Annotated in this window: 27 protein-coding genes and 2 tRNA genes; 9 read left to right on the forward strand and 20 right to left on the reverse strand. The window is 71.7% G+C overall.

The genetic code is table 11. From position 1 onward, the window contains the following. Positions 1-164: 164 nt before the first annotated feature. Together SM418_RS01030 and SM418_RS01035 are read right to left on the reverse strand one after the other, a co-directional pair. Positions 165-238: transfer RNA gene (locus SM418_RS01030), tRNA-Met, on the reverse strand. Continuing rightward, entirely contained in the window at positions 216-893 is a 678-nt protein-coding gene (locus SM418_RS01035; RefSeq protein ID WP_371938801.1) for a TetR family transcriptional regulator, read from the reverse strand. The genes SM418_RS01030 and SM418_RS01035 overlap by 23 nt, the downstream gene beginning before the upstream one ends. A 59-nt stretch (positions 894-952) precedes the next feature. Here SM418_RS01035 and SM418_RS01040 point away from each other — a divergent pair, with 59 nt between their 5' ends. Continuing rightward, the gene (locus SM418_RS01040) at positions 953-2179 is read left to right on the forward strand and encodes a cytochrome P450 (protein ID WP_371938800.1); all 1227 of its coding nucleotides are present in this window, start codon (positions 953-955) and stop codon (positions 2177-2179) included. On the opposite strand, the gene pruA is transcribed toward SM418_RS01040, so the two are convergent. Next, a complete protein-coding gene (gene pruA / locus SM418_RS01045) occupies positions 2155-3786 on the reverse strand; it encodes an L-glutamate gamma-semialdehyde dehydrogenase (protein WP_371938799.1) in 1632 nt (543 codons plus the stop codon). The two genes, SM418_RS01040 and pruA, sit on opposite strands and share 25 nt — an antisense overlap. Positions 3787-3801: 15 nt before the next feature. Next, positions 3802-4710, reverse strand: coding sequence for a proline dehydrogenase family protein (locus tag SM418_RS01050; RefSeq protein ID WP_371938798.1), 909 nt, complete (start codon positions 4708-4710; stop codon positions 3802-3804). 119 nt (positions 4711-4829) lie between these two features. On the opposite strand from SM418_RS01050, the gene SM418_RS01055 reads away from it, so the two are divergent. Further along, on the forward strand, positions 4830-5933 hold the full coding sequence (locus tag SM418_RS01055) for a PucR family transcriptional regulator (RefSeq protein ID WP_371938797.1): 1104 nt from the start codon (positions 4830-4832) through the stop codon (positions 5931-5933). A gap of 164 nt (positions 5934-6097) precedes the next feature. Here the strand turns inward: SM418_RS01055 and SM418_RS01060 are convergent. The 4 genes from SM418_RS01060 to SM418_RS01075 form a co-directional block, all read right to left on the reverse strand. Beyond that, a tRNA-Met gene (locus SM418_RS01060) sits at positions 6098-6171 on the reverse strand. A 49-nt stretch (positions 6172-6220) separates the two neighbouring features. Beyond that, the gene (locus tag SM418_RS01065) at positions 6221-7270 is read right to left on the reverse strand and encodes a YlbL family protein (protein ID WP_371938796.1); all 1050 of its coding nucleotides are present in this window, start codon (positions 7268-7270) and stop codon (positions 6221-6223) included. Between the two features lie 47 nt (positions 7271-7317). Continuing rightward, positions 7318-7761 carry a molybdenum cofactor biosynthesis protein MoaE gene (locus SM418_RS01070; protein WP_371938795.1) on the reverse strand — a complete coding sequence of 148 codons (444 nt, stop codon included), beginning with the start codon at positions 7759-7761 and terminating at the stop codon, positions 7318-7320. A 30-nt stretch (positions 7762-7791) separates the two neighbouring features. Next, on the reverse strand, positions 7792-8328 hold the full coding sequence (locus SM418_RS01075; RefSeq protein ID WP_371938794.1) for a PPA1309 family protein: 537 nt from the start codon (positions 8326-8328) through the stop codon (positions 7792-7794). A 118-nt stretch (positions 8329-8446) separates the two neighbouring features. Between SM418_RS01075 and SM418_RS01080 the strand changes: the two genes are divergently transcribed. Beyond that, positions 8447-11362, forward strand: a complete 2916-nt coding sequence (locus SM418_RS01080) for a UPF0182 family membrane protein (protein ID WP_371938793.1) — start codon at positions 8447-8449, stop codon at positions 11360-11362. A 53-nt stretch (positions 11363-11415) separates the two neighbouring features. On the opposite strand, the gene SM418_RS01085 is transcribed toward SM418_RS01080, so the two are convergent. Further along, on the reverse strand, positions 11416-12498 hold the full coding sequence (locus tag SM418_RS01085; protein WP_371938792.1) for an NAD-dependent epimerase/dehydratase family protein: 1083 nt from the start codon (positions 12496-12498) through the stop codon (positions 11416-11418). A gap of 89 nt (positions 12499-12587) precedes the next feature. Here SM418_RS01085 and SM418_RS01090 point away from each other — a divergent pair, with 89 nt between their 5' ends. From SM418_RS01090 to SM418_RS01100, 3 genes are read left to right on the forward strand one after another with little or no spacing between them, the layout of a single operon-like run. Continuing rightward, the gene (locus SM418_RS01090; protein ID WP_371938791.1) at positions 12588-14090 is read left to right on the forward strand and encodes a zinc-dependent metalloprotease; all 1503 of its coding nucleotides are present in this window, start codon (positions 12588-12590) and stop codon (positions 14088-14090) included. Beyond that, positions 14087-14263, forward strand: a complete 177-nt coding sequence (locus SM418_RS01095) for a hypothetical protein (protein ID WP_371938790.1) — start codon at positions 14087-14089, stop codon at positions 14261-14263. The genes SM418_RS01090 and SM418_RS01095 overlap by 4 nt, the downstream gene beginning before the upstream one ends. Further along, positions 14260-14853, forward strand: coding sequence for an NUDIX hydrolase (locus SM418_RS01100; protein ID WP_371938789.1), 594 nt, complete (start codon positions 14260-14262; stop codon positions 14851-14853). The genes SM418_RS01095 and SM418_RS01100 overlap by 4 nt, the downstream gene beginning before the upstream one ends. Here the strand turns inward: SM418_RS01100 and SM418_RS01105 are convergent. The 3 genes from SM418_RS01105 to SM418_RS01115 form a co-directional block, all read right to left on the reverse strand. Then, positions 14843-15493 carry a hypothetical protein gene (locus SM418_RS01105; protein ID WP_371938788.1) on the reverse strand — a complete coding sequence of 217 codons (651 nt, stop codon included), beginning with the start codon at positions 15491-15493 and terminating at the stop codon, positions 14843-14845. The genes SM418_RS01100 and SM418_RS01105 overlap by 11 nt on opposite strands. After that, positions 15490-16035, reverse strand: a complete 546-nt coding sequence (locus SM418_RS01110; RefSeq protein ID WP_371938787.1) for a M48 metallopeptidase family protein — start codon at positions 16033-16035, stop codon at positions 15490-15492. Before SM418_RS01110 ends, SM418_RS01105 begins: the two co-directional genes overlap by 4 nt. Positions 16036-16211: 176 nt before the next feature. Beyond that, on the reverse strand, positions 16212-17012 hold the full coding sequence (locus SM418_RS01115) for an enoyl-CoA hydratase/isomerase family protein (RefSeq protein WP_371938786.1): 801 nt from the start codon (positions 17010-17012) through the stop codon (positions 16212-16214). Positions 17013-17190: 178 nt separating this feature from the next. On the opposite strand from SM418_RS01115, the gene SM418_RS01120 reads away from it, so the two are divergent. Continuing rightward, positions 17191-18522: an ABC1 kinase family protein gene (locus SM418_RS01120; RefSeq protein ID WP_371938785.1), complete on the forward strand. Its 1332-nt coding sequence runs from the start codon at positions 17191-17193 to the stop codon at positions 18520-18522. Positions 18523-18785: 263 nt separating this feature from the next. On the opposite strand, the gene SM418_RS01125 is transcribed toward SM418_RS01120, so the two are convergent. From SM418_RS01125 to SM418_RS01145, 5 genes are all read right to left on the reverse strand, one after another. Beyond that, positions 18786-18959 carry a hypothetical protein gene (locus SM418_RS01125; protein ID WP_371938784.1) on the reverse strand — a complete coding sequence of 58 codons (174 nt, stop codon included), beginning with the start codon at positions 18957-18959 and terminating at the stop codon, positions 18786-18788. Positions 18960-19050: 91 nt separating this feature from the next. Further along, entirely contained in the window at positions 19051-19329 is a 279-nt protein-coding gene (locus SM418_RS01130; protein WP_176201277.1) for a WhiB family transcriptional regulator, read from the reverse strand. A gap of 121 nt (positions 19330-19450) precedes the next feature. Beyond that, complete coding sequence (locus tag SM418_RS01135) at positions 19451-19765, reverse strand: hypothetical protein (RefSeq protein ID WP_371938783.1); 315 nt, start codon at positions 19763-19765, stop codon at positions 19451-19453. A gap of 251 nt (positions 19766-20016) precedes the next feature. After that, positions 20017-20889 carry an acyl-CoA thioesterase II gene (tesB, locus tag SM418_RS01140; RefSeq protein WP_371938782.1) on the reverse strand — a complete coding sequence of 291 codons (873 nt, stop codon included), beginning with the start codon at positions 20887-20889 and terminating at the stop codon, positions 20017-20019. Between the two features lie 113 nt (positions 20890-21002). Beyond that, the gene (locus tag SM418_RS01145; RefSeq protein WP_371938781.1) at positions 21003-23069 is read right to left on the reverse strand and encodes an ATP-dependent DNA helicase UvrD2; all 2067 of its coding nucleotides are present in this window, start codon (positions 23067-23069) and stop codon (positions 21003-21005) included. 134 nt (positions 23070-23203) lie between these two features. Here SM418_RS01145 and SM418_RS01150 point away from each other — a divergent pair, with 134 nt between their 5' ends. After that, complete coding sequence (locus SM418_RS01150) at positions 23204-23494, forward strand: mycoredoxin (RefSeq protein ID WP_371938780.1); 291 nt, start codon at positions 23204-23206, stop codon at positions 23492-23494. A gap of 93 nt (positions 23495-23587) precedes the next feature. Here the strand turns inward: SM418_RS01150 and nudC are convergent, their stop codons facing one another. Then, complete coding sequence (gene nudC, locus SM418_RS01155; RefSeq protein ID WP_371938779.1) at positions 23588-24499, reverse strand: NAD(+) diphosphatase; 912 nt, start codon at positions 24497-24499, stop codon at positions 23588-23590. 22 nt (positions 24500-24521) lie between these two features. Then, positions 24522-25907: a dipeptidase gene (locus tag SM418_RS01160; RefSeq protein ID WP_371966035.1), complete on the reverse strand. Its 1386-nt coding sequence runs from the start codon at positions 25905-25907 to the stop codon at positions 24522-24524. 124 nt (positions 25908-26031) lie between these two features. Here SM418_RS01160 and SM418_RS01165 point away from each other — a divergent pair, with 124 nt between their 5' ends. Then, a complete protein-coding gene (locus SM418_RS01165) occupies positions 26032-26313 on the forward strand; it encodes a DUF4031 domain-containing protein (RefSeq protein WP_371938777.1) in 282 nt (93 codons plus the stop codon). 35 nt (positions 26314-26348) lie between these two features. Here SM418_RS01165 and SM418_RS01170 read toward each other — a convergent pair whose 3' ends face one another. Further along, complete coding sequence (locus tag SM418_RS01170; protein ID WP_371938776.1) at positions 26349-26957, reverse strand: HD domain-containing protein; 609 nt, start codon at positions 26955-26957, stop codon at positions 26349-26351. Positions 26958-26982 lie beyond the last annotated feature (25 nt).

Genomic DNA, 26982 nt, shown 5'->3' on the forward strand with positions numbered 1-26982 from the left:
CCACCGAGACGAAAAGGAGGGGGCCAGGGGCGAAGCCCCGGGGGGCGGGCGGGCGGGGGATGGTGGCGGCCCAGGGGGCTCCGGGGGATCGTCCCCCGGGCGAATGCGAAGGGCCCCCTCGGGAAGCAGGCCAAAACCTGCGACCAAGGGGACCCTAGGACCCGTAGCGGGGGCAGGATTTGAACCTGCGACCTCTGGGTTATGAGCCCAGCGAGCTACCGAACTGCTCCACCCCGCGGTGATGAGTCAACTGTATGGGGCTGGGGGTTCTTAGGCAAACCGGTTGTTGTGGGGGCTTGGAGGGCGGCGGTGAGCATGGCGGTGAGGTCGGCGGTGTAGGCGGCGTGGTCGTGGGTGGTTTCGTCGCTGGTTCGGGTGGCGCGGTCTGCGAGGGCGGCGGTGAGGAAGGCGATGAAGTGGTGGATGCGTTCGAGGGCGAGGGGTTCGGGGTGGGTGGTGCGGCAGGCGGTTTCGAGGAGCTGGAGTTGTCGTTGGAGGGCGGTGTCGTGGAGGAGGGGCGGGTGGTGGTGGTCGCGGATTCCGGCGCGTCCGGCGAGTTGGGCGGTGATGCGGAGGAAGTCGCGGCCGGGTTGGGTGCGGAGTTCGTCGGCGGTGGGCTGGACGATGGCGGCGGTGATGGCGGGGAGGTCGCCTGGGTGGAGGGTGGGGAGGGCTGCGGCGCGGGCGGGTTCCATGCGTGCGATGCCGGCGCGGAGGACGGCGTCGAGGAGTCCGGCGCGGGAGCCGAAGTGGTAGGTGATGGCGGAGTCGTTGCCCTGCCCGGCGAGGGTGATGATGTCGCGGGTGCGGGCGGCGTCGATGCCGTGGGCGGCGAAGAGGCGGGCGCCGGCGCGGACGAGTGCTTCGCGGGTGGCTCTTGCGTCTCTCGGCACGCCGGTGATACTAACAGGGGGCGTTAATAACGACGGCTGTTACCACCGGAGGCCGCGCCATGGCGGACGTCTACGATCCGTTCGATCCCGGATTCCAGGCCGACCCCTATCCCGCCTACCGGCGGCTTCGCGATGAGGAGCCCGTCCATCGCCACGACGATCCGCCGTTCTGGGCGCTGTCCCGGTTCGACGACATCTGGGCGGCGACGCGGGACGCGGCGACGTTCTCGTCCGCGCAGGGCCTGACGTTCTATCCCGACGAGATCGGGACGCTGGGCCTGGCTCCGACGATCGTGATGCTCGACCCACCGCGGCACGCCGTTCTGCGCCGGCTGATCAGCCACGGCTTCACCCCGCGCCGCGTCGCCGCGCTGGAGGGCCTGCTGCGCGAGTTCGTCCGCTCCCGGATCGCGCTCATGGAGCGGAAGGCGGCGGACGGCGAGGCCCCGGACCTGCACCGGGACTTCTCCTCTCCGCTGCCGACGTTCGCGCTGGCGCATCTGCTGGGCGTCCCGGAGGCGGACCGCTCCCGCTTCGACCCGTGGGTGTCGGCGCTGACGACCCTGCAGGACGACGGCTCCGACCTGAAGGCGCTGAAGGGCGACGCGGTCGGCGCCGTGGCGGAGATGTTCGGTTACTTCACCGACGTGATCGCCGCGCGCCGGGCCGACCCGTCCGACGATCTGATCAGCGCGTTGACGGCCGCCGAGGTGGACGGGGAGCGCCTCACCGACTGGGACGTCCTCGGGTTCTGCTTCGTCATGGTCGCGGGCGGCAACGACACGACCGGCAACCTGATCTCGCACGGCGTCGCGTTGCTGGACGGCGACCACGCGCAGCGGGAGCGCCTCGCCGCGGACCCGTCCCTGATCCCTAACGCGCTGGTGGAGTTCCTGCGCCTGGAGGGTTCGGTGCAGGCGCTGGGCCGGACGACCACGCGTCCGGTGACCCTGCACGGGACGCGGATCCCCGAGGGCGAGAAGGTGATGATGCTGTTCGGGTCGGCGAACCGGGACGAGCGCGAGTTCGGCCCGTCGGCCCACGAACTGGACGTCACCCGGAAGATCCCGCGCCATCTGGGCTTCTCCAGCGGCGTCCACTTCTGCATCGGCTCGCATCTGGCGAAGCTCCAGGCCCGCGTCGCCCTCGAAGAGCTTCTCCAGGCCCACCCGGACATCGGCGTGGACCTGGAGAACTCGGAACGGATAGCGTCCCCCTTCAACCGCGGCTGGGCCTCACTTCCGGCCACGGGGATCGACGCTCAGCCCATGTGCGGGTACCGGTAGTCGGTCGGCGGGTCGAACGTCTCCTTGATGGAGCGCGGCGACGTCCAGCGCAGCAGGTTGAACACCGAGCCGGCCTTGTCGTTGGTGCCGGACGCCCGCGCGCCGCCGAACGGCTGCTGCCCGACGACGGCGCCGGTGGGCTTGTCGTTGATGTAGAAGTTGCCGGCCGCGTACCGGAGGACCTCGGCGGTGCGCGCGGCCGCGGCCCGGTCGCGGGCGATCACTGCGCCGGTCAGCGCGTACTCGGCGACCGACTCCATCTGGGCGAGCATCTCGTCGTACCGGTCGTCCTCGTAGACGTGGACGCCGAGGATCGGCCCGAAGTACTCGGCCCGGAAGATCTCGTTCCCGGGGTCGTCCGAGGCGAGCACGGTCGGCCGGACGAAGTACCCGACCGAGTCGTCGTAGGTCCCGCCCGCCACGATCTCGACGGAGGAGTCCGCGCGGGCCCGGTCGATCGCCGCCTTGCTCTTGGCGAACGCGCGCTCGTCGATCAGCGCGCCCATGAAGTTGGACAGGTCCGTGACGTCGCCCATGGTGAGCCCGTCGACCTCGGCGGCCAGCTCCTCCTTGAGCCCGCCGTCCCAGATGGAGCGCGGGATGTAGGCGCGGGACGCCGCGGAGCACTTCTGCCCCTGGTACTCGAACGCGCCCCGCACGAGCGCGGTCTTGAGCACGGCCGGGTCGGCCGACGGGTGGGCGACGACGAAGTCCTTGCCGCCCGTCTCCCCCACGATCCGCGGGTAGCTCCGGAACTTCTCGATGTTGTCCCCGACCGTTTTCCACAGGTGCCGGAACGTGGCGGTCGACCCGGTGAAGTGGATCCCGGCCAGGTCGGGATGCCGGAGCGCCACGTCCGACACCGCGAGCCCGTCCCCGGTCACCAGGTTGATGACGCCGGGCGGGAGCCCCGCCTCCTCCAGCAGCCGCATCAGCAGGACGGCCGAGTACGTCTGCGTGGGCGAGGGCTTCCACACGACCACGTTGCCCATGAGCGCGGGCGCGGTCGGCAGGTTCGCGGCGATCGCGGTGAAGTTGAACGGGGTGATCGCGTAGACGAACCCCTCCAGCGGACGGTGGTCGGACCGGTTCCACACACCGGCGCCGCTGATCGGCTGCTCGGCGAGGATCCGCCGCGCGAAGTGCACGTTGAACCGCCAGAAGTCGACCAGCTCGCAGGGGCTGTCGATCTCCGCCTGCTGGACGGTCTTGGACTGCCCGAGCATCGTCGCGGCCAGCAGCGTCTCCCGCCACGGCCCGGCGAGCAGGTCGGCGGCGCGCAGGAAGATCGCGGCCCGGTCGTCGAACGACAGCGCCCGCCACGCCGGCGCGGCCTCCAGCGCCGCGGCGACGGCGTCCCGCGCGTCGGCCTCGGTCGCGGTCCCGAACGTCCCGAGGACGGACGCGTGCCGGTGCGGCTGCACGACGGCGACCTTCGCGCCGCCGCCGAGCCGCCGCTCTCCGCCGATCGTCATGGGCAGGTCGATCGGCGTCTCGGCGGTCAGCTCGGCGAGCCTCGCCTCCAGCCGGGCCCGCTCGGCGCTGCCCGGCGCATACCCGCGCACCGGCTCGTTCACCGGTGTCGGAACGTTGGTCACGGCGTCCATGAAAGGAACCCCTCCTTAGCGGGAGACGAACGAACGGAGAAAGAAGACGAGGTTGGCGGGCCGCTCGGCCAGGCGCCGCATGAAGTAGCCGTACCAGTCGGCCCCGTACGGGACGTAGACGCGCATGCGGTGGTCCTCGGCGAGCCGCCGCTGCTCGGCGGCCCGGATCCCGTACAGCATCTGGAACTCGTAGGACGAGGGCGACCGCCCGGCGGCCAGTGCCAGCGCGATCTCGATGATCCGGGGGTCGTGGCTGGCGATCATCGGGTAGCCGTCGCCCTCCATCAGCAGCCGCAGCCCCCGCACGTATGCGCGGTCGACCTCGTGGCGGCTCTGGAAGGCGACGGAAGCTGGCTCGGCGTAGGCCCCCTTCACCAGCCGCACCCGCGAGCCGTCCCCCACCAGGTCCCGCAGGTCGCCGTCGCTGCGCCGCAGCATCGCCTGAACGGCGACCCCGACCCAGGGGAAGTCCGTCCGCAGCTTGCCGAGGGTCTCCAGCGTGGAGTCGACGGTCGTGTGGTCCTCCATGTCGAGCGTGACGGTCATGCCGACCCGCCCGGCGGCGGCGCAGATCTCGCGCGCGTGATCGAGCGCGAGCTGCCCCGGAAGGGCCTGCCCCAGCGCGGAGAGCTTCACCGAGGCGTCCGCGCCGGCCGCGAGCCCGCACTCGTCGAAGGCGGCGAACATCCGCAGGTAGGCGTCCCGGGTCGTCTCCGCCTGCGCGGCCTCCCGGGTGTCCTCCCCCAGATGGTCGAGCGTGACCCGCAGCCCTCCGTCCCGCAGCCCCCGGACCGCCCCGAGCGCCGCTTCAAGATCGTCCCCGGCCACGAACCGGTCGACGACTCCCCTGGTGAGGGGGACGGAGGTGACGAGACCGCGCATCCGTTCGCTGCGCGCGGCGGCGAGGAGAAGAGGGCTGAGCATGGGAGCCTCCAGCTTTCGAGGTACACCTCGAACATTAGAAGCGCCGCCCGCCAGCACATATAGTCAATTGCCACTTTGGACGTGGCGGTTCTTCATACAAACGTACGAAGGCAGGGCAGATGACTCCCGACCTCCAGGAGATCGTGGAACAGGCGGCCGACCTCCTGCGGGCTCCCGCCACGCTGGAGGACCGGGACTTCCACCTCGTCGCCTACGCCGCCCACGGCGACACGATCGACCCCGTCCGGATGGACTCGATCCTGCACCGCCGCGCGTCCGAGGCCGTCCGCGCCCGATTCGAACGCCACGGCATCGCCCGCGCCAGGGGCCCGGTGCGCATCCCGGCCGACACGTCCCTCGGCCAGCTCGGCCGCCTCTGCCTGCCCGTCCGCTGGAACAACGTGACCTACGGCTACCTCTGGCTCCTGGACGACCAGGAGCGGATAACGCGTCCCCGGGCGGCCAAGGCCATGCCGTTGTGCGAACGCGCCGGCCTCCTCATGGCCCGCCAAGCCAGGGAGCGCGACGACCTGGGCTGGAAGGTGGCCGACCTCCTGTCCACCCATCCGGACGTCCGCGCCCAGGCGGCGAACGACCTGACGGAAGCCGCGGCCCCGGACGCTCCCCTCACCGTGGCCGTCCTGCGAACACCGTCCCCGGAACCGCTCAACCCCTGGCAACTCCCCCACTCCGTCCTGACAACGGTCTGGCAACGCGACCACGTCCTCGTGATCCCGGCGTCGACCCCCACCACGACCACCCTCGACAGAGCCCGCCGCCTTCTGGAGGAACGCAACGTCCCCGTCCGGACCGGCGTGTACTCCCCGTGCCCGACTCTGGAGGACGTCCACGAAGGCTGGCTCCGCGCCCGCGTGGCGGCCCGCACCGCCGCCCCCGGCGAGTCCCGCGATTGGACGTCCCTGGGCGTCCTGCGCCTGCTCCGGACCGCCGGCGACGAGGCCCTCGCCCAGACGACCCGAACCCCGGGCATCGACCGCCTGCTGAGCCACCAGGACCTGACCGAGACGGCCCGCACCTACCTGGACCTGGCGGGCAACGTCCAACAGACGGCGAAGGCCCTGAACATCCACCGGCAGACCCTCTACCACCGCCTGCGCCGCATAGAGGAACTGACGGCCCTGACCCTCACCGACGGCCAAGACCGCCTGACCCTCCACCTGGCCCTGACGATAACCCCCCACCTGAAACCGGAAGCCCCTTAAACAACCCCGGCAAGAAAAAGGGGGCCAGGGACGAAGCCCCGGGGGCGGGCGGGCGGGGGATGGTGGCGGCCCAGGGGGTTCCGGGGGATCGTCCCCCGGGCGAAATGCGAAGGGCCCCCTCGGGAAGCAGGCAGAGCCTGCGACCAAGGGGACCCTAGGACCCGTAGCGGGGGCAGGATTTGAACCTGCGACCTCTGGGTTATGAGCCCAGCGAGCTACCGAACTGCTCCACCCCGCGGTGATGTTTCAAGTGTATGGCATGGCGGGGGGTGGTCGGGACGGTGGTGTTATTTGGTGCAGGCGGGGACGGCGCCTTTGCCGGTGTTGATGGCGTTGATGGCTTGGATGCTGCTGTTGAGGGTGTCGGCGCGGACGAGGCGGAGGCCGTCGGGGCGGGCGGCGACGGCATCCGAGCAGTTGTCCTTGGGGGTGAGGAAGACGGTGGCGCCGGCGTTGCGGGCGGCGATCATCTTCTGCTGGATGCCGCCGATGGGGCCGACTTGGCCTTCGGGGGTGATGGTGCCGGTGCCGGCGATGAATTTGCCCTGGGTGAGGGGGCCGGGGGTGAGCTTGTCGTAGATGGCGAGGGAGAACATGAGGCCGGCGGAGGGGCCGCCGATGTCGCCGATGCTGATGTCGATCTTGAAGGGGAACTTGTACTGGTCGGAGAGGACGACGCCGACGACGGCGCGCTTGCCGGTGGGGTCGGCGACGGTCTTGAGGGGGGCTTCGTGTTCTTTGCCGTCGCGCTTGTAGGTCAGGGTGACGGTGTCGCCGATCTTGCGCTTGGCCATGGGGCCGGTGACCTGGGAGACGCTGGTGACTTTGGCGCCGTCGAGTTCGGTGATCTCGTCGCCGGGTTTGAGGACGCCGTCGGCGGGGCGTCCTTTCTGGACGCCGTCGACGACGACGCGGGTGGTGACGGGGACGCCGAGCTGGTGGAGGGCGGCGGCTTCGGCGTTCTGCTGGGAGTCCTGCATCGCCCGGGTGTTCTCTTTGTCGACCTCTTTGGGCGTCTCGTTCTTGGGGAAGATCGTCTCTTCGGGGACGATGGCGGTGTCGCCGTCGAGCCAGCCGCGCAGGGCGGTGAAGAGGTCGATGCGGCCGCCGGGCCCGCCGCGGTAGGTGACGGTGGTGAAGTTGAGGTGCCCCTGGTCGGGGTAGGTCTGGCGGCCGTCGATCCGGATGAGGGGCTGGCCTTTGTCGTTCGTGCCGAGGGTGTTGCTCGTGGGTCCGGGCATCAGCGCGACGTAGGGGACGCGCATGACGGAGCCGATGACGGCGAGCACGAGGATGAGCACGCTCGCGACGGTGAGCGTGGTGGCACGACGAGACATGCCGAAACTCTATGCGCTCGGGGCGCTCAGCAGACCCCGACCCACACTCAGCAGGCCCCGACCCATTCGTCGTCCCCGTCGGTGAAGGTCTGGTGCTTCCAGATGGGGACGCGGGCCTTGAGGTCGTCGATGAGGCGGCGGCAGGCGTCGAACGCTTCGGCGCGGTGGGGGCAGGACGCGGCGACGACGACGGCGATGTCGCCGATCTCCAGGTCGCCTACGCGGTGGACGGCGGCGAGGCCGAGGACGGGGAAGTCGGCGGCGACCTTCCCCATCACGGCGCGGAGTTCCTGTTCGACGGTGGGGTGGGCGCTGTAGGACAGCCGGCTGACGGCGCGGGCGTGGTCGTTGTCGCGGACGGTGCCGGCGAAGACGGCGATGCCGCCGGCGCCGGGGGCGCCGACGGCGCCGTACACCTCGTCGACGGACAGGGGCGTCTCGCGGACGCCGATCAGCCGGATGACGTCCCCGCCCGCAACGGTTTGGCTCACGTCCCGCAGGCTACCTCCCCCGCGCGCGGCCTACTCCTCCCGGGACGTCCCGGGTTCGTCGGGGTCGAAGGTGGCGGCGAGGGCTTCGGCGAGGGCGGGGACGAGGTCGGGGCCCACGAGGACCTCGTCGTCGTTGTCGTGGCGCCGCAGCCGGAGGGCGGAGTGGCGGGCGCCGTCGCGCAGGACGCCGACGACCATGCGCACGTCCTCGCGCTGGGGGTGGGAGGCGGCGTAGGCGGCGGCTTCGGCCTCGTCCTCGGGGATGTCCTCCTCGGCCTCGGGGGGCAGGACGACGCGTTCCATGACGAGGGCGCAGCCTTCGACGGCGTCGGGCCAGGCGATGGCGGCGAGGGCGTCCTCGACGGCGTCCTTGTCGGGCAGGGCGGGCTGCTCGAGGGCGGCGAGGGTGTCGGCGCCGGGGGCGAGGCCGAGCTGGTCGGCGAGCTCGGGTTCGGCGCTGCGGAGCTCGGCGCTGCGGACGAGGGCGTAGAGGCGTGGCGCGCTGTCCCAGCCCTCCTGGGCCGAATGACGTTCGAGGTCCAGCACGACTTCTTCCAGAAGACTCACGGGCCCATCTTTCCCCCAATCGGGACCCGGAAATGCTGGAACCCCCGCTCCAGTCGGTAAGTTGCATCTACAGCACCGGCGGGCGGCCGGTGGTCGAGATCTCGATCGGAGGGGCCTCTTGACCTTCCGGACTCCCGGTTTCGGGCGCCGGCTCGGCACCGGACGGACGCGGCTGCTGCTACCGGTCCTGGTGACGCTGGCCGTGCTGCTGATCGTCTTCATGGTCTTCACGGCGACCTACACGGACCTGCTGTGGTACCGCTCCATCGGCTTCTCGTCGGTGTACACGACGCAGCTGCAGGCGAAGATCGTGCTGTTCTTCGGGGCGGGCCTGCTGATGGCGCTGGTGGTGGGCGCGAACGTGCTGGTCGCCTACCGGCTGCGCCCGGCGTACCGGCCGCTGTCGGTGGAGCAGCAGGGCCTGGAGCGGTACCGCTCGGTGATCGACCCGCGCCGCCGCTTGATCTCCGGTGCGCTGCTGGGCCTGCTGGGGGTGCTGACGGGCTCGTCCATGGCGGGCCAGTGGCCGGTGTGGCTGGCGTTCCTGAACCGGACGCCGTTCGACGTCAAGGACCCGCAGTTCCACAAGGACGTGTCGTTCTACGTCTTCACGTATCCGTTCCTGCGGCTCGTCCTCGGTGTGATCTTCGCGACGGTGATCCTGTCGATCCTGGCCGCGGTGATGGTGCACTACCTGTACGGGGGGCTGCGGCTGCAGGGGCCGGGCGACAAGGCGAGCCCGCCCGCGCGGGCCCACTTGTCGGTGCTGTTCGGGGTGTTCATCCTGCTGAAGGCGTTCGCGTACTGGTTCGACCGGTACGGCCTGGTGCATTCCGAACGCGGGGTGACGACCGGCGCGTCCTATACCGACGTCAACGCGCTGCTGCCCGCCAAGACGATCCTGGCCGTCATCGCGCTGCTGTGCGCCGCGATGTTCTTCAGCAACCTGCTGCGGCGCGGCATGATGCTGCCCGGCGTCGGGTTCACGCTGCTGGTGCTGTCGGCGATCCTGCTGGGCGGGGTGTACCCGCTGCTCATCCAGCAGGTCCAGGTGCGGCCGGACGAGCTGGCCAAGGAGCGCCAGTACATCCAGCGCAACATCAAGTTCACCCGCGAGGCCTACGGGGTCGACGGCGCGAAGGTCGTCCCGTACGGGACAGCGCCGGAGACGGACAAGAAGAAGCTCCAGGAGGACGCCGACAAGCTGACCGCGGGCGGCGTGCGCGTCCTCGACCCGAACGTGGTGGGCGAGTCGTTCCAGCAGCTTCAGCGCATCCGGCCGTTCTACCAGTTCCCCGACACGCTCGACGTGGACCGCTACCAGGTGGACGGCAAGCTCGTCGACACGGTGGTCGCGCTGCGCGAGCTGTCCGGGGCGCCGGCGGGGCAGCGCAGCTGGATCAAGGACCACATGGTCTACACGCACGGCTACGGGTTCGTGTCGGCCTACGGCGACCGATTCGACTCGCGGGAGCCCGACTTCATCAACCAGGACATGCCGGCGTCCCCGGACCAGCAGATCAAGGTGGCGCGGCCGGAGATCTACTTCGGGGAGCGCTCGCCGAGGTACTCGGTGGCCGGCGGGCGAGGCCAGCAGGAGCTGAACTACCCCGACAACAGCGAGTCGGGGCAGCAGAGCAGCACCTATGACGGGCAGGGCGGCGTCCGCATCGACTCCTTCCTCCACAAGCTGCTGTACGCGGCCAAGTTCCAGGACAAGAACCTGCTGTTGTCGGGCGCCATCAACAAGGACGCCAAGATCCTCTACGACCGGTCTCCGCGGGAGATGGTGCAGAAGGCCGCGCCGTGGCTGACGCTGGACGGCGACCCGTACCCGACCGTGGTGAACGGCCGCATCCTGTGGGTCGTGGACGGCTACACGACGTCCAGCAGCTACCCGTACTCGGAGGAGATGAGCCTCGGGGAGGCGACCCGCGACACCATCACCGACACGCGGTCGGCGGTGGCACGGCAGGCGAACGACCACATCAACTACATGCGGAACTCCGTGAAGGCCACGGTGGACGCCTATGACGGCAGCGTGCACCTGTACCAGTGGGACGAGAGCGACCCGGTGACCAAGACGTGGATGAAGGTGTTCAAGGACACCGTCCAGCCGCGTTCGTCGATCCCGCCGGAGTTGGAGTCGCACTTCCGCTACCCGCAGGACCTGTTCAAAGCGCAGCGGAAGATCCTCACCAAGTACCACGTGACGGACCCGTCGGCGTTCTACAACGGAGAGGGCTTCTGGGAGGTCCCGCAGGACCCGACCGTCGAGGGCAAGCGCCAGCCGCCCTACTACCAGTCCCTGCGGATGCCCGGCCAGGAGACCCCGTCGTTCTCGCTGACGACGGTGTTCAACCCGCTCGGCAACGGGCAGCTCTCCGCTTTCATGGCGATCGGGTCGACACCGGGACGCGACTACGGACAGATCCAGATCCTGCAGATGCCCCGGAACGCGCAGCCCGCCGGTCCCGGGCTGGTGCAGAACTCGTTCGAGACCGATCCCCAGGTGAAGAACGACGTGTTCGCGCTGCGCAGCAACGGCACGAAGACGGTACCGGGCAACCTGCTGACGATCCCGTTCGCCGGGAGCCTGCTGTACGTCGAGCCGATGTACACGAAGGCGGCGGGGGGCAAGGAGATCCAGCGGTACCCGACGCTGGGCAAGATCCTCGTGCGGTACGGCGAGAGCATCGCCGCCGCCGACACCTTCGACGAGGCGTTGAAACAGGTCGTCGGCGGGACGGGCGCGCCCGTGGGGACCGGGGCGCCCGCGGGGACGCCCGGCGGGGAGCAGCAGCTGAGCGCGGCGGCGCAGAAGGCGATCGGCGACCTCAACAAGGCCGTGACGGACTACGAGAACGCGCAGAAGAAGGGCGACTACCCGGGCATGGGCAACGCCTGGAAGCGGATCAAGGACGCGCAGGCGGCGCTCGCCGCGGCGGGCCAGGCCGCGCCGAAGGCGTCGCCGAGCCCGTCCGGGTCGCCGTCGCCGAGCGCGACGCCCAGCACCACGCCGCAGTCGAGCTGACGGGCGGCCCGGCCTGGCCTTGCCCGGACCCGGCCGCCCTGCCCCGGCTCCGTCTACCTGCGGCGCTTGCGGGCGCGGCGGATCGCGGCGGCGGCGCCGATCGCGGCGACGGTCGCGCCGGCGGCGGTGGCCATGGTGGCCTCCTTGCCGCCGACGCGGCGGCCGACGACGGCGTGCCGTCCCGCGCTCTCCTCCATCACGATGCGGAGCGCGGCGGCGTTGTCGTACAGCGGCTTCCAGCCGGCGGCCCGCAGCCGGGCGCAGTCGACGACCCACGGGTAGGCGACGTAGTGCAGGTCGGTGGCGGGCGCCGGGGTCATGCCGAGCCGGTGCAGCCGCTGCGCCATCCCGAAGGTGAGGGCGGCGGGCAGCTCGAAGCTGCGCTTGCCGGTGATCTCGGTGACCTCGTCGGGGGCGAGCCAGCCCTCGCAGCCGACCGCGACGGGCCCGCGCACGTCCTCGGCGACGACGATCTCCAGCGCGGACGCGAGGTCCTCGACGTGGCAGAACTGCCAGCCGGGCGTGCTGCCCTTGACCGTCAGCAGGCGGGGCGCCTCGAAGTGGCGGGTGACGACGGTGTCGACGCCGGGGCCGACGACCGCGGCGGGACGCACGACGGTGACCTCAAGCCCGGGGTGCGTGACGGGCGCGTTCGCGGCCAGCTCCTCCATCTCCAGGTAGTCGCCGGCGATGCTGGTGCTGGCCTCGGCGAGCAGCGGGGCGTCCTCGCTCAGCGGGACCTCGTTCTCCGGCTCGGCCCCGTACACCATCGCGGACGTGACCAGGACCACCCGGCGGACGCGGGCGGCCGCGGCGGCGGTGACCACCGTCTGGGCGCCGCGGACGTTGTGGGTGCGGCGCTCGCGGGGGTCGGCGTCCGGGGACCGCTCGATGTCCAGGTTGACGAGCACGTCCACGTCCGACAGCCGTCCCGACAGCAGCGGGTCCCGGATGTCGGTGACGCGCCAGGTGACGCCCGGCACGTCGCCGCGCTGCCCGTCGATCGCGACGACCTTGCGGATGTCTTCCCGTTCGGCGAGCCGGGCGGCCAGCAGCCGTCCAGCCCCGGTCGCGGCGCCGGTGACGGCGACGACCGGGCCCTTGCTACGCCGAGGGCGAACCTTGCCCGTTGCCACGGGGCTGCCCCCTTCCTTGTGTACGCGACCTTGCCGGGACCGGCTAACGTTGCGGATATGAGCCCATCATGCATCCCAGGGGCAAACCGATGAGTGACACTCCTTTCGGCTTCAACCGTCCCGGCAACGGCGACGACGACGACCGGCCCCAGGATCCATTCAAGGGCATGGGCGGCGACATGGCGCAGTTCGCCGACATGCTGCACCGGTTCGCGGACATGATCGGCGCGCAGGGTGCGGGCGGCGGGGCCGGCGGGCCCTTGAACTGGGATCTGGCCAAGAACATCGCGCGGCACACCGTGGTGGAGCAGGGCGACCCCTCGGTCGTCGACGCCGAGCGGCGCCAGGTCGAGGAGGCGCTGCGCCTGGCCGACCTGTGGCTGGACGAGAAGACCACGCTGCCCGCCGGCGTCCGGACGCCGCAGGCGTGGAGCCGGTCCGAATGGATCGAGCAGACGCTTCCGGTGTGGGCGAAGGTGTGCGACCCGATCGCGACCCGCATGGTCGACTCCATGGGCGGGGCGCTCGGCGCCGGCGAGATCTCCCCCGACATGCAGGCGATGGCCGGCCCGCTGATCGGCATGGTCAAGCAGATGGCCGGGGCGATGGTCGGCGGCCAGGCCGGGCAGGCGCTCGGCGCGCTGGCCCGCGAGGTCACCGGCTCGGCCGATGTGGGCCTGCCGCTCGCCCCGGACGGCGTCGGCGCGCTGCTGCCCGCGGGCGTGGACGCGTTCGGCGAGGGCCTGGAGGTCTCGGCCGACGAGGTCCGGCTCTACCTGGCGCTGCGCGAGGCCGCCCACCAGCGGCTCTTCGCGCACGTCCCGTGGCTGCGCTCGCATCTGCTGGGCGCGGTCGAGGAGTACGCGCGCGGCATCACGGTCGACCTGTCGGGCATCGAGCAGGCCGTGCAGGGGCTCGACCTGAGCAATCCGGAGGCGCTCCAGGAGGCGCTCGGCGGCGAGATCCAGCTCCAGCCCGAGGAGACGCCGCGGCAGAAGGCGGCGCTGAGCCGGCTGGAGACGGCGCTCGCGCTGGTCGAGGGCTGGGTCGACACGGTCGTGAACGAGACCGCGGAGGGGCGGCTGCCCGGTTCGGTGAAGCTGGCCGAGGCGGTGCGGCGGCGCCGCGCCACCGGCGGTCCGGCCGAGCGCACGTTCGCGACGCTGGTCGGCCTGGAGCTGCGGCCCCGCCGCCTCCGGGAGGCCGCCGCGCTGTGGCGGTCGCTCACCGAGGCGCGCGGCACGCAGGGCCGGGACGCGGTGTGGGGCCACCCCGACCTGCTCCCGACGGCCGACGACCTCGACGACCCGGACGGCTTCGTGCATCCCCGCGACGAGATCGAGGGCCTGACCGACCTGGACTGGTCCGATCTGACCCGGCCGGAGGGCGAGAAGCCCAACGAGAAGGACGGCCTGACCGAACCGGAGGACGGCAAGCCCGACGAGAAGGACGGCCTGACCGAACCGGAGGACGGCAAGCCCGACGAGAAGGGCGATCTGACCGAACCGGAGGACGGCGGGCCGGGCGGCGAGCCCCGCGAGAAGGGGCCGGGAGATGAGCCCGGCCCGGACGACGGCGGGCCGCGCGCATGAGCCGGTCGCGCCCGTCCCGGGTGCACGGCTGCCGCTACGAGCCGGGGTCGTCCGCGAACGCGATCCGGCGCCGCGTCGCGCGGGCGAGCCTTTGCTGGCAGCGCCCGCTCGACCAGGAACGACGGCGCCGCCGCCCGGACAACTCCCGCTACCCCCGCGTGGGCCGCACGTGAGGGACCCCGCGCGCGGGCGGGCGTCCGTCCGGCCGGGCGCGTCGGAGTCGTTGTACGGCGACGCGGTGCGGGTGCTGACGTCCTGGCGGGCACCCGACATCGGTCAGGAGCGGGTGCGCCTGGAGTTCCTGCGGCATCTGGAGGAGCATCCGGCGGACGGGATGTGGCGGGAGTGCGCGGCCGGGCACCTCACGGCGAGCACCGCCGTGCTCGACGCGTCCCGCTCCCGGGTGCTGCTGACACTGCACGCGAAGGTGAAGGCGTGGCTCCAGCTCGGCGGCCACTGCGAGCCCGGCGACGCCACGCTCGCGGACGCGGCGCTGCGGGAGGCGACGGAGGAGTCGGGCATCCCCGGCCTGCGGCTGCTGCCCGATCCCGTCCGGCTGGACCGGCACGCCGTCGGCTGCCACCCGGGGGGAAGCTGGCACCTGGACGTCCAGTATGTCGCGATCGCCCCGGAGGGGGCCCGGCACGCGGCGTCGGACGAGTCCGACGATCTCGGCTGGTTCCCGGTGGACGATCTCCCCGAACCCACCGACGACGCCGTCCGGCGGCTCGTGGCGCTGGCCGGTGACGCGGTCAGGAGCTGAGCGGGTGGCCCTGCAGCAGGGCGCGGGTGTTCTCCCAGCCTTCCAGGCCCGGGTCGAGGAGGCGCAGGTCGCCGGTGGTGCGCTGGCGGTGCCAGCCGGGGCCCTGGGGCATGAGACCGGGGCGGGGCGCGGCGGCGCGCAGGCGGGCGAGGGCGCCCGGGGTGTCGAGGTCGACGTCGCGCAGCGCCGCGGCGAGCCAGTCCGGCAGGGGGAGGGCGGCGGCGAGGGCGACGAGCGTGCCGTCCTCGGCCTGGCAGGCGGCGGACGGGGCGCCGCCGAGGGCGCGGAACAGCTTGCCGAGCAGCAGCGGCGGCAGGTCGGGGGCGTCCGGCGCGACCAGCGCGGCGGACTCGGCGCCGAGCGCGTGCAGGGCCGCGAACGCGCCGGTGAGCGTCGCCTCCCGGACGATCGGGGTGCCGGGCCAGGTGACCGCCTCGGCGTCCGGCTGGTCGGGCGGGTCGAGGACGAGCGCGGACGTCACCAGTTCGAGCCCGGCGACGACCTCGTAGGTGTCCTCGAGCAGCGCGAGCCGGAACTCGTCGGGGTCGATGCCCGGCGGGACGTCCCTGGGGCGGGCGTACGAGAGCACCGCGGCGAAACGGGCGGAGGCTCCGGGCGCCCGGTCGGGAGCGTCGGTCACCCGGCGGCCTCGCGCGGGAACTCGCCGCCGGGGTGCAGGCCGTCGCCCTGGTGGACGCCGGTGACGTCGTCCTCGGGGGCGTCGTCCTCCAGCGGCAGGTGCGCGGCGGCGGCGACGCCCTCCAGGTAGCCGCGGGCGCGGTCGGCCTTCGGGTAGTTGCCCACCAGTTCCCAGAAGTCGGTGCCGTGCCCGGGGATGAGCAGGTGCGCCAGCTCGTGGACGAGGACGTAGTCGACCACCCAGCCGGGCATGCCCCGCAGCCGGGTGGAGAGCCGGATCGTGCCGTCGTCCGGGGTGCAGGAACCCCAGCGGGCGCGCTGGTTGGCGACCCAGCGGACGCTGACCGGGTCGGCGCGGCCGTCGAGGTAGCGGCGGGAAAGCTCGCGGGCCCGCGACTGGAGGTAGGCGTCGGTGGGCCGCCGGCGGCGCTCCCGCTCTTCGAGCCGCTCCAGAATGGTCGCGATCCACTGTTCCTCTTCGGCCTTGCTGAGCCTGGACGGAACCATGACCACCACCTTGTCGCCGTCACGGTAGGCGGACACGGTTCGCCTGCGTCTGGCGCTGCGGCGGACCTCAACGTTTGGGGGCACGCCTGAACCGTACTCGAAAATTTGCCTGCGCCAAAAGGGGTGTTTGACGTTACCGCAGGTCAGCCCCTTTGTTTTGAGACTCTCTGGGGGCGTGAGAGTAAAAAATCCGCCGGGCGGTGCACCCGGTTTTACTCGCCGGTGAATTGCGGGCTGCGCTTCTCCCTCTGGGCGGCGAGTCCTTCGAGCATGTCGCGGGTCGACATCGTGACCGGCTGCGCGAGCGACTCCCAGCGCAGCGCCGATTCCATGTCGGCGTGGCCGCCGCCGGCCAGCGCGACCTTGGTGAGCCGGGTCGCGACCGGCGCCTGCGCGGCGATCTTCGCGGCGACGCCGAGGGCCTCCTCCAGCACGTCCTCGCGCGGGACGGCCCGGTTGACGAGCCCGTTCGCCGCCGCCTCGGCGCCGCTGAGGACGCGTCCGGCCAGCAGCATCTCGCGGGCCAGCGGCAGCCCGGCGACCTCGGGGAACAGCCACGTCGCGGCCATCCCCGGGTGCAGCCCGAGGGCGGTGAACGGGGCGAGCAGCTTGGCGTCGTCCGCCGCGTAGCGCAGGTCGCAGGCGAGGGCCAGGCACAGCCCGGCGCCGACGGCGTGCCCGTTGACGGCGGCGATCGTCGGCACCTCCAGGTCGCGGATCGCCAGCCACGTCCGGTAGAACTCCAGCATCCGGTCGCGCAGCGGCGGGACGGCGACCGCGTTGGTGTCGGCCAGCCAGGACAGGACGCCGCCGGAGCTGAACGCGCTGCCGGCGCCGGCGACCACGACGCAGCGCAGCCCCGCGTCGGCGCGCAGTCCGGCCATCGCCGCCTTCCACGCGGCGGTCATCTCGTCCGACATCGCGTTGCGGCGGCCGGGGTCGTTCAGCGTGACGACGGCGACCCCGTCGGGGCGGCGTTCGACCAGCAGCACATCGGCGGAGTCTCCGGACATAGCCCCGCACGCTACCGAACCCTGCTCGCCCGGCGGTCGCCGGCACCCCCCGCGACTCCGTGAGAAAGCGCACACTTACAGTGTTGGGGCAGGTCACGCCGGTGGGTCGGTTAACGCACCGGCGATACTTGCGAATGGTTGTGGCGTGAACAACAGTCGATCACCGACAATGTACGGCGTGAGCGATCTTCCCCGCCGCGCGGTGACGCGGTCAGCAAAGCTGGCGTCCCTCCCCATCGGCTTCGCGGGACGCACCGCACTCGGCGTCGGGAAGCGGACCTTCGGCAAACCGGCCGAGGCCGTCGCGATGGAGATCCAGACGCGGACCGCCGAGCAGCTGTTCAAGGTGCTCGGCGAGCTCAAGGGCGGGGCGATGAAGCTCGGCCAGATGCTGTCGATCTTCGAGGCCGCGCTGCCGCCGGAGATCGCCGGCCCGTACCGCGCGACGCTGACCAAGCTGCAGGAGGCCGCTCCCCCGCTGCCTGCGTCGACCGTCCACAAGGTGCTGGAGGAGTTCCTCGGCGAGGACTGGCGCGACTACTTCGAGTCGTTCGACGACCGGCCGGCCGCCGCCGCGTCCATCGGCCAGGTGCACCGCGCCGTGTGGCACGACGGCCGGACCGTCGCGGTGAAGGTGCAGTATCCGGGCGCCGGCAAGGCGCTGATCAGCGACTTCAACCAGCTCGCCCGCCTCGGCCGGCTGTTCGGCGTGCTGATGCCGGGGCTGGACGTCAAGTCGATGCTCGCCGAACTCAAGGAGCGGGTGGTCGAGGAGCTCGACTACACGATCGAGGCGGAGTCGCAGTCCCAGTTCCGCGCGGCCTACCTGGACGACCCGGACTTCTACATCCCCGAGGTCATCGCGCAGTCCGGCAACATCCTGATCACCGAGTGGATGGACGGCACCCTCCTTTCGAAGATCATCAGCGAGGGGGACCAGGACACCCGGAACCACGCGGCCCTGCTGTACTGCCGGTTCCTGCTGTCCGGGCCGAAGCGGTCCGGGATGCTGCACGGCGACCCGCATCCCGGCAACTTCCGGCTGCTGGAGGACGGCCGGCTCGGCGTCCTCGACTTCGGCGCGGTCGACCGCATCCCCGGCGGCTTCCAGAAGCGGCTCGGCCTGCTGCTGCGCATCGGCACGATCGCCGACATCGACGAGATCGAGGAGACGCTGCGCCGGGAGGACTTCATCCGCGAGGGCGTGGAGATCGACACCGAGTCGCTGCAGGCGTTCCTCGCGCCGGTCACCGAGCCGTTCGTCACCGAGACGTTCAAGTTCAACCGGGAGTGGCTGCGCGACATGACCGTCCGCGTCACCGACCTGCGGCCGTCGAACGTCGTCCGGCAGCTGAACCTGCCGCCCGAGTACGTGATCATCCACCGGGTGCTGTCGGCGGGCACCGGCGTGCTGTGCCAGCTCGAATGCGAGATCCCGGCCCGCGCCGAATCGCTGAAGTGGGTGCCCGGCTTCGCCGGCGACGAGGACGGCGAACTCGTCAACGGCTGACTCTGGCCAGCGGCTGACTCTGGTCACCGGCCTATCAGGCTCAGTCAACGCGCAGCGGGGCCCCGCGCACTGATGAGGTGCGCGGGGCCCCGCTCCGTTCGCGCGCCCGGCGAAGTGGGCCACCGGACGCGCTCCACGCGCCCGCCGGGAGGCGCACCGTCCGCCAAACCATCCAAGAAGGGCGGAGCGCGCCTGCGACCAGGCGGGCATTCAGTTGTTCGACCCGAGGACAGGGGCGGAGCGAGCCTGCGCCCGGCGGGGCGTTAGTCCCGGTACGGTGCGGGCGCCGTCGGCGCCAGCAGGACGCGACGGACGCGGGACGCCCTCGTCCGCGCGTCACGCCGTGCACGCCGCAGCGCGCGCACACGGGCGGCGATCTCGTCGGGCACGGTCGCCGGTATTCGTTCTCTGGACAGGTCCTGGCTGAGCAACGTCATCTCGTTCTCCCCGGCGGCCCGGAGGCGCGGTCCCCGCGTGGGGGCCACGCCTCCGGGGTCGATTGGGCTGAGCGTCATGGGCATCGCTGCCTCACACGGCCACTTCGTCCGGCCGCGGGTGCTTGCGCGGGCGGCCACGCGGCCGCTTGCGCGGGACGATCACGCCGCGGACGAAGAGCTCACCGCCCCACACGCCCCAGGGCTCCCTGCGCTCGAGCGCACCGGCGAGGCACTCCTTGCGGAGCGGGCACTCCAGGCACAGGGCCTTGGCGAGTTCGACATCGGCGGGAGCCTCGGCGAAGAACAGCTCCGGGTCGGTCCGGCACGGAAGCGTGAGGTCCTCCTCGCTGATCGCGAGGGCCCCCTGCATCACAGTCACCCTTGTTCCTCTCGTTGGATCTCAACGGGTGTTCGGTGGGTTGTCCTGGGCAAAGAAGAAGGCCGCGGATCCGGTGTCGGATCCGCGGCCTGGGGGCTTGCCGGTTGTCTTGCTAGACCGGTCGCCTCCAGGGGTACGGACCCGACACGCCACCCTTGGCGGTGGCGCCCTTGAGGGCCGTGGCCGGAGCCGGGACGCTCATGTCCTCGATGGGGTGTTCGAAGACACTTCGCCCCTGGTCGTCCTGGATCAGCTGCTCATGGCGCAGAGCGCGGAGATCACGGAGATCGCGCAGGTTCGCGCACTGCCACCGCTGTCGCCCGCCCAGCGCCGGGACATAGGCGTCGGGCACGGAGACGCGGGACATCGAGGCGCCAGAGCAGGCGTCGGTCCAGGAGGACGCGGATTTCATCAACGTGTTGCTCACCGGACGGCACACCACCTCTCTGGCTCCTCGGGCCGACACCGGTGGATCCAAGATCCACAGCGGTCGGCCGGTTGATTGCTCGCGTCGAGCGTACGGCGATCTCGCCGAATCAAGCAAGATATTTTTGACCTGCGGTTTTGTGGGTGACTTCACTTCTTTCCCAGTGAACCCGCGCCGTCTCGCCGGCGTCGGAACTCACGGGAGCGCCCTAAGAAACGATCATCCCACGGCAGCCGTCTCGCTGGCGGCCGTCAGCGGCCGGGCTCGTCGGAGACGCGGATGAGGCCCTCCTGCATGACGGAGACGACCAGTTCGCCCGACCTGGTGAACACCTGGCCGCGGGCGAGGCCGCGGGCCCCGCCGGCGAACGGGGTGTCCTGGTAGTACAGGAGCCAGTCGTCGGCGCGGAACGGGCGGTGGAACCACATCGCGTGGTCGAGGCTGGCGCCCATCGTCCGCTTGTCGCCCCAGGCCAGGCCGTGGTTGAGCAGGACGGTGTCGAGCAGCGTCATGTCCGAGGCGTAGGTCATGAGGCAGACGTGCAGCAGCGGGTCGTCCGGCAGCTCGCCGTCCACTTTCAGCCACACCTTCGACTCGGGGGTGGCGAGCGAGGGGTCCTGGGCGGCCTCCCACGACAGCGGCGTCGCGTGCCGGATGTCGAAGGGGCGCCGGGTGACGAACTCGCGGGCGCCGACCTCGCCGAACACCGGGGTCAGGCGGGTCAGACCGTCCGGCAGCGTCTCCGGCGCGGGAGCTTCCGGCATCCCGGCCTGGTGGACCGGGCCGTCCTCGACGATCTGGAACGACGCCGACAGCGTGAAGATCGCCTTGCCGTGCTGGACCGCGGTGACCCGGCGCGTCGTGAACGACCGCCCGTCCCGTACCCGGTCGACGGTGTAGACGATCGGGACGAGGGGGTCGCCGGGCCGGATGAAGTAGGCGTGCAGGGAGTGCACGGGCCGGTTCGCGGGGACGGTGCGCCCGGCCGCGACGAGCGCCTGCCCGGCCACCTGGCCTCCGAAGACGCGCTGCCGCCGCTCCTCGGGGCTGCGGCCGCGGAAGATGTCGTTCTCGATCTGTTCGAGGTCGAGCAGGTCCAGCAGCGCCTTCAGCGATTCCTTCACGGCGGCCAGTCTTCCGTATCGGGTCCAGTGACCGGGATCTCACCCCCGCGTGCACCAGCCCGTTCGCACAGGGCCGCGTGAGCGGGATCTCACACCGGATCTCACGCCGGGGCTCAGTGCCCGCACAGGGTCAGGACGGCGTCGCCGTAGCGGTCGAGCTTGACCTTCCCGACGCCCGGGATGCGGGCCAGCTCCTCCAGCGACTCGGGGCCGTGCTCGGCGATCGCCTGCAGCGTCGCGTCCGTGAACACCACGTACGCGGGGACCTTCTGCTCGGCGGACACCTGGGCGCGCCAGTCCTTCAGCGCGATGAGCAGTTCCTCGTTCAGCTCGGAGGGGCAGTCCTCGCAGCGGCCGAGCTTGCGCTCGACGGCGGCCGACAGCGGGCGCCCGCAGACGCGGCACGGCTGCGGCCCCCTGGCGGCGCGCCGCTTCGTCCGGTCGGCGCGGGGCGGGGTGTGCGTGGTGGTCTTGCCGGTCAGGCCGTCCAGGAAGCGGGACGGGCGGCGCGTCTGCGCCCCGCCGGGCGAGCGCGACAGCGCCCACGAGAGCGCCAGATGGACGCGCGCCCGCGTCACCCCGACGTACAGGAGCCGGCGTTCCTCCTCGATCTGCGCGGGCGTTTTGGCGTAGATGATCGGGAGCGTGCCCTCGGCCAGCCCGACGAGGAACACCGCGTCCCACTCCAGGCCCTTCGCCGCGTGCAGCGACGCGAGCGTGACGCCCTCCAGCGGCGGCGCGTGCTGCGCGGCGGCGCGCTCCTCCAGCTCGGCGACGAAATCGGGTAGCCCGGCCCGCGGGTTGTCGGCGGCCATGTCCTCGGAGAGCTGGGCGAGCGCGGCGAGCGACTCCCAGCGCGCGCGGGCCGCCCCGGCGCCCTCCGGCGGCTGGTCGGAGAACCCGGCCCCGGACAGGACGTGCCGGACGGTCTGGATCAGCCCCATCCCCTCGGTCTCGGCGTCGGCGCCCGCCCGCGCCGCCCCCCGCAGCCGGACCACCGCCTCGCGCACCTCGGGCCGCTCGAAGAACCGCTCCGCGCCGCGCAGCACGTAGGGGACGCCCGCCGCCGCCAGCGCCGACTCGTAGGTCTCGGACTGCGCGTTGATCCGGAACAGGATCGCGATCTCCCGCGCGGGGACGCCCTCGTCGATCAGCTTGCGGGCCTGCCGCGCCGCGTCATCGGCCTCGGCCACCTCGTCGTCGTACTCGTTGAACACGGGCTCGGGCCCGTTCTCCCGCTGGGCCAGCAACTCCAGCTTGTGCCGGGCCCCCCTCGCCTGCCCGATCACCCCGTTGGCCAGCCGGACGACCTGCGGCGTCGACCGGTAGTCGCGGACGAGCTTGACGACCTTCGCGCCCGGGTGCTCGCGGGTGAAGTCGAGCAGGTGGGACGGGGACGCGCCGGTGAACGAGTAGATGGTCTGGTTGGGGTCGCCGACGACGCACAGGTCGTCGCGGTCGCCGAGCCAGGTGTCGAGCAGCATCTTCTGCAGCGGGTTGACGTCCTGGAACTCGTCCACCACGAAGTACCGGTACTGCTCGCGGACCTGGTTCGCGACCTCCCGGTGCTCGGTGAGGACGGCGGCGGTGAGCTCCAGCATCCCCTCGAAGTCGAGCAGGTTCCGTTCGCGTCTGAGCTGCTCGTACATCGCGTAGACGCGGGCGATGTCGACGACCTCGGCGGGCGGCTTGCGGTCGGCCCTGGCGACCGCGGCGGGGTAGTCCTCCGGGCGGTTCTGGGTGACCTTCGCCCATTCGATCTCGCTCGCGACGTCGCGCAGCTCCGTCCGCGCGAACGACAGCCGGCAGGCCCGCGCCGCGTCCGCGACGAGCCCGATCTTCGAGTCGACGATCTTGGGTGGTTCGCCGCCGACGACGCGCGGCCAGAAGTAGCTGAGCTGCCGCAGCGCGGCCGCGTGGAACGTCCGGGCCTGGACGCCGGGCGCGCCGAGCTGCCGCAGCCGGCTGCGCAGCTCCCCCGCCGCCCGCGTGGTGAACGTCACGGCGAGCACCCGCTGCGGCGTCACCACACCGGTCAGCGTGGCGTAGGCGATCCGATGCGTGATGGCCCTGGTCTTGCCCGTCCCGGCGCCCGCGAGCACGCACACCGGCCCTTTCACCGCCTCGGCGACCGCCCGCTGTTCGGGGTCGAGTCCCTCCAGCACCGACTCAGCCAACATGCCCCCATACTCGCAGCCCGTCCCACCTGTATCAGCCGGTGCGCCAACCTGTGGACGACGAAGGGAATGCCGGGGACGGGTCCGCGGTTCTTCGGTAGGCACTCGGCCGGACGAACGAGGGAGACGACGAAGCGATGGCGACGCCTACGACCGCCCAGGGCACGGGCCTGAGCGGCCAGCTCACCATGTACACGACGACATGGTGCGGGTTCTGCCGCAGGCTGAAGAGCCAGCTCGCCCGGGACGGCATCGAGATGATCGAGGTCGACATCGAGCGGAACCCGGAGGCCGCCGACTTCGTCATGAGCGTCAACGGCGGGAACCAGACGGTTCCGACGGTCACCATCGGCGACAAGATCGTCCTCACCAACCCCAGCGCGAAGGAAGTGAAGCGCCACCTCGCGGAACTCGCGAAGGAGAACTGAGCGCTCGCCCAGAGCAGGCCCGCCGACCCAGGTCGGCGGGCCTTTCTCGTCCCCGCGTCGGCGAGGAGCATGCCGTTCTCCGCCGTCGGCGTGTCAGAAATCGGGCATGTTGGGGAGCTCGCCGCCGTACCAGCGCATGATGATCTGCGCGGCGATGGACAGCGGGCCCGGCGCGACGATCTCGCCCGCGTCGAGGGCGGCGCGCAGCTCGTCGCGGCTGTACCAGGCGGCGTCCAGGATCTCCTCCGGGTCCGGGTTCAGCGGGACGCCGCCGTCCGCCCGCGCGGTGAAGCCCAGCATGAGGCTCTGCGGCAGCGGCCACGGCTGGCTGCCGAGGTAGCGCACGTCCCGGACGGGCAGCCCGACCTCCTCCTTCACCTCCCGCGCGACGGCCTGTTCGAGGGACTCGCCCGGCTCGACGAACCCGGCGAGGATCGAGCGGCGGTCGGCGGGCCACTGCGGGCCGCGGGCGAGCAGGACGCGGTCGGCCTCGTCCGTCACCAGCATGATCACGGCCGGGTCGACGCGCGGGAAGTGCTGCGAGCCGTCCTTCGGGCAGACGCGCACGTGACCGGCGGACGCCACCCGGGTCTCGGTGCCGCAGCGCGGGCAGTACCGGTTGGTGTCGTGCCAGTGCTCCAGCGCGACGGCGTGGGTGAGCAGGCCGGAGTCGCGGTCGCCGAGGAGGGCGCCGACGCGGCGGAGCCCGGCCGGTTCCGTCCCCTCGATGGCGGGCGGCGGGCCTGCCACGCCGAAGTAGACGGTGCCGTCGCCGTCCGCGCCGAGGAGCCAGCGCTCGCCGTGCGGCGCCTGGTCCGGCGGGACGAGGACGAGCGCGGGGCTCGGCTCGTAGGTCACGAGCGAACGTCCGTCCTGGATGACGAGGACCCGCGTCTTCGGATCGTTCCACGCGGCGTCGAGCCAGGCGTCGTCCGTGCGGTTCAGCGCGACCCGGTCGAGCGTTCCGCGCGCCAGAGCCAGCCACTCAAGGGGGCCGTCGGTCACAGGGGCTCCTCTCCCGAAGATGTCAGCGCAGCGCGGTGGCGAGTTCTTCCCACAGGTAGGCGGCGGTCTCGGCGCCCTTCAGCAGCAGCGGGATCTCGACCTTCTCGTTGGGCGCGTGGATGCGGTCGCCGTTCAGCCCGACCGCGACGAAGATCAGCGGCACGTCCAGGATGTCGGCGAGGTCGGCCTCGGGACCGCTGCCGCCCTCGCGGGTGAACAGGACCTCGGTGCCGAACGCCCGCTCCATCGCGCGCCGCGCGGCGGCGACGCCGGGCGAGTCGATCGGCGAGAAGCACGGCCGGACGCCGCCGCCCGGAACGCGGACCTCGGCGTCCACCCCGGACGGGACGTGCTCGGCGACCCACGCCTTGAACGACTCCTGGACCTTGACGGGGTCCTGGCCGGCGACGAGCCGGAAGGAGATCTTGGCGTGCGCGTCGCGCGGCACGATCGTCTTGCCGCCCGGCCCGGTGTGCCCGCCCCACATGCCGTTGATCTCGGCGGTCGGGCGCGCCCAGACGCGTTCGAGGGTCGTGCGGCCCTTCTCGCCGTGGGCGGCGCGGCTGTCGCCGGCGGTGCGCAGCCACTCCTCCTCGTCGAATGGGAGGCGGGCGAACGCCTCGCGCTCCTCGTCCGCCAGCGGGACGACGTCGTCGTAGAAGCCGGGGAGGGTGACGCGCCCGTCGGCGTCGTGCAGTGCGGCGAGCAGCGTCGCCATCGCGTGCAGCGGGTTCGGGACGGCGCCGCCGAACGAGCCGGAGTGCAGGTCGGTGGACGGGCCGCGCAGCGTGACCTCGGCCTCGGCGAGCCCGCGCATCCCGGTGCACATGGACGGGACGTCCGCCGCCCACATCGTGGTGTCGCTGATGACGACCGCGTCGCAGGCGAGCCGGTCGCGGTGGGCGCGGAGCAGGTCGGCGAAGTGCACCGACCCCGACTCCTCCTCGCCCTCCACCAGCAGCTTGACGGTCACGGGCGGGGCCTGCCGCCCGGACGCGGCCAGCAGCGCACGGAGGCCGAGCGTGTGGAAGAAGACCTGCCCCTTGTCGTCGGACGCGCCGCGCCCGATGAGCCGGTCGCCCTGCTCGACCGGCTCGAACGGGGCGGTGTCCCATTCCTCCAGCGGCTCGACCGGCTGGACGTCGTGGTGGCCGTAGACGACGACGGCGGGCGCGTCCGGGTCCTCGGCGGGCCATTCGGCGAAGACGGCGGGCAGGCCGCCCGTCTCCCAGATCTCCACGGTCGGGAAGCCGTGCTCGCGCAGGCGGCCGGCGAGCCACCCTGCCGACTCGCGCACATCGGCGGCGTGTCGCGGGTCTCCGGAGATGGACGGGATCGCCAGCCACTCCTTGAGGTCGGCGATGAACCGGTCCCGTTCGGCCTGGATGTACCCGACCACGTCACTCACCCGCATGCCCCCTCGCATGTGCTCTGTCGTAGCGTTTGCGTTCTGTCGTAGCGTTTCACCGGCTCAACGGGCCGTCGCCGCCGTGAGCTTACATCGACGTCAACGCAGTGTTAGGGGAAGCAGCTTGATCCTTATCGATCCGCCGCTGTGGCCCGCGCGTGGCCGTGTCTGGTCGCACATGGTGAGCGACGTCTCGTACGAGGAGCTGCACGCGTTCGCCGCGGACCTGGGGATGCCGCCGAGGGCTTTCGAGCGCGACCACTATGACGTCCCGTCCGAGCTGTACGAGGCGGCCGTGCTCCAGGGGGCTCAGGCGGTCGGTTGCCAGGAGCTGCTCTTGCGGCTCACCAGGGCGGGCCTGCGTCGCCGCAAGGAGTACCGCCCCCGCGCTGAGCTCGGGCGCTGAGCACTGCGGGGTTGAGCACTGTGCGGGGTTGAGCACTACGCGCTGAGCAGCATCAGTTCCGTCCGGATGTTGTTGCGCGCGTGTTCTTCGAAGCGTGCGCGTGCGTCCGGCGTGTGGAAGAGCTTGGGGAGGGCCAGGAGGCCGTTGAGCACTTCGGCTCGTCCGGCGCGGAAGAACTCGTCGGGGACGAACGCGTACTCCTCTCGGACGGCGGCGGCGTAGGCGGCGTACGTGTCGGGGTCCGCGCCGAGGACGGCGAGGTCCGCGTCGCACAGGACCTGGCCGTTGCGGTCGTCCTCGTCCGGTGCGTGCGTGGTGGTCAGCTCCACCAGCCGGGTCACCTCCTGGACGCCGGCGGGCGAGAGGTCGGTGTCGGCGAGCATGCGGGCGGCGAGGCAAGCGCTGCGCTCCTCGTTGTCGGCGCGCTCGGGGTCGTAGACGGCGTCGTGGAACCAGGCCGCGAGCCGGACGGCGTCGGGGTCGGCGGCGTGCCCGGCCAGCTCGTCCACGAGGTCGAGGACGGCGGTCAGGTGCGCCCGGGTGTGGTAGCGGCGATGCGGCTCGCCGTAGCGCTCGTCCAGCTCCACCCCGATATGCCGGGTGTGAGGCCCCGCCAGCGCGACCCACCGGTCGACAAGATCCATGGCCCCATCCTGGCGCATCGTCCCA

Origin of the sequence: Actinomadura chokoriensis (assembly GCF_041463665.1) — a bacterium.
In the GTDB taxonomy this organism is placed as follows: domain Bacteria; phylum Actinomycetota; class Actinomycetes; order Streptosporangiales; family Streptosporangiaceae; genus Spirillospora; species Spirillospora chokoriensis_A.

What these genes read in the sequence shown, in the direction of transcription:
- SM418_RS01040 (WP_371938800.1), top strand. Translation starts at nt 953, where the DNA reads ATGGCGGACGTCTACGATCCGTTCGATCCCGGATTCCAGGCCGACCCC.
- pruA (WP_371938799.1), bottom strand. Translation starts at nt 3,786, where the DNA reads ATGGACGCCGTGACCAACGTTCCGACACCGGTGAACGAGCCGGTGCGC.
- SM418_RS01050 (WP_371938798.1), bottom strand. Translation starts at nt 4,710, where the DNA reads ATGCTCAGCCCTCTTCTCCTCGCCGCCGCGCGCAGCGAACGGATGCGC.
- SM418_RS01055 (WP_371938797.1), top strand. Translation starts at nt 4,830, where the DNA reads ATGACTCCCGACCTCCAGGAGATCGTGGAACAGGCGGCCGACCTCCTG.
- SM418_RS01065 (WP_371938796.1), bottom strand. Translation starts at nt 7,270, where the DNA reads ATGTCTCGTCGTGCCACCACGCTCACCGTCGCGAGCGTGCTCATCCTC.
- SM418_RS01090 (WP_371938791.1), top strand. Translation starts at nt 12,588, where the DNA reads ATGAGTGACACTCCTTTCGGCTTCAACCGTCCCGGCAACGGCGACGAC.
- SM418_RS01095 (WP_371938790.1), top strand. Translation starts at nt 14,087, where the DNA reads ATGAGCCGGTCGCGCCCGTCCCGGGTGCACGGCTGCCGCTACGAGCCG.
- SM418_RS01115 (WP_371938786.1), bottom strand. Translation starts at nt 17,012, where the DNA reads ATGTCCGGAGACTCCGCCGATGTGCTGCTGGTCGAACGCCGCCCCGAC.
- SM418_RS01125 (WP_371938784.1), bottom strand. Translation starts at nt 18,959, where the DNA reads ATGACGTTGCTCAGCCAGGACCTGTCCAGAGAACGAATACCGGCGACC.
- SM418_RS01130 (WP_176201277.1), bottom strand. Translation starts at nt 19,329, where the DNA reads ATGCAGGGGGCCCTCGCGATCAGCGAGGAGGACCTCACGCTTCCGTGC.
- SM418_RS01145 (WP_371938781.1), bottom strand. Translation starts at nt 23,069, where the DNA reads ATGTTGGCTGAGTCGGTGCTGGAGGGACTCGACCCCGAACAGCGGGCG.
- SM418_RS01150 (WP_371938780.1), top strand. Translation starts at nt 23,204, where the DNA reads ATGGCGACGCCTACGACCGCCCAGGGCACGGGCCTGAGCGGCCAGCTC.
- SM418_RS01170 (WP_371938776.1), bottom strand. Translation starts at nt 26,957, where the DNA reads ATGGATCTTGTCGACCGGTGGGTCGCGCTGGCGGGGCCTCACACCCGG.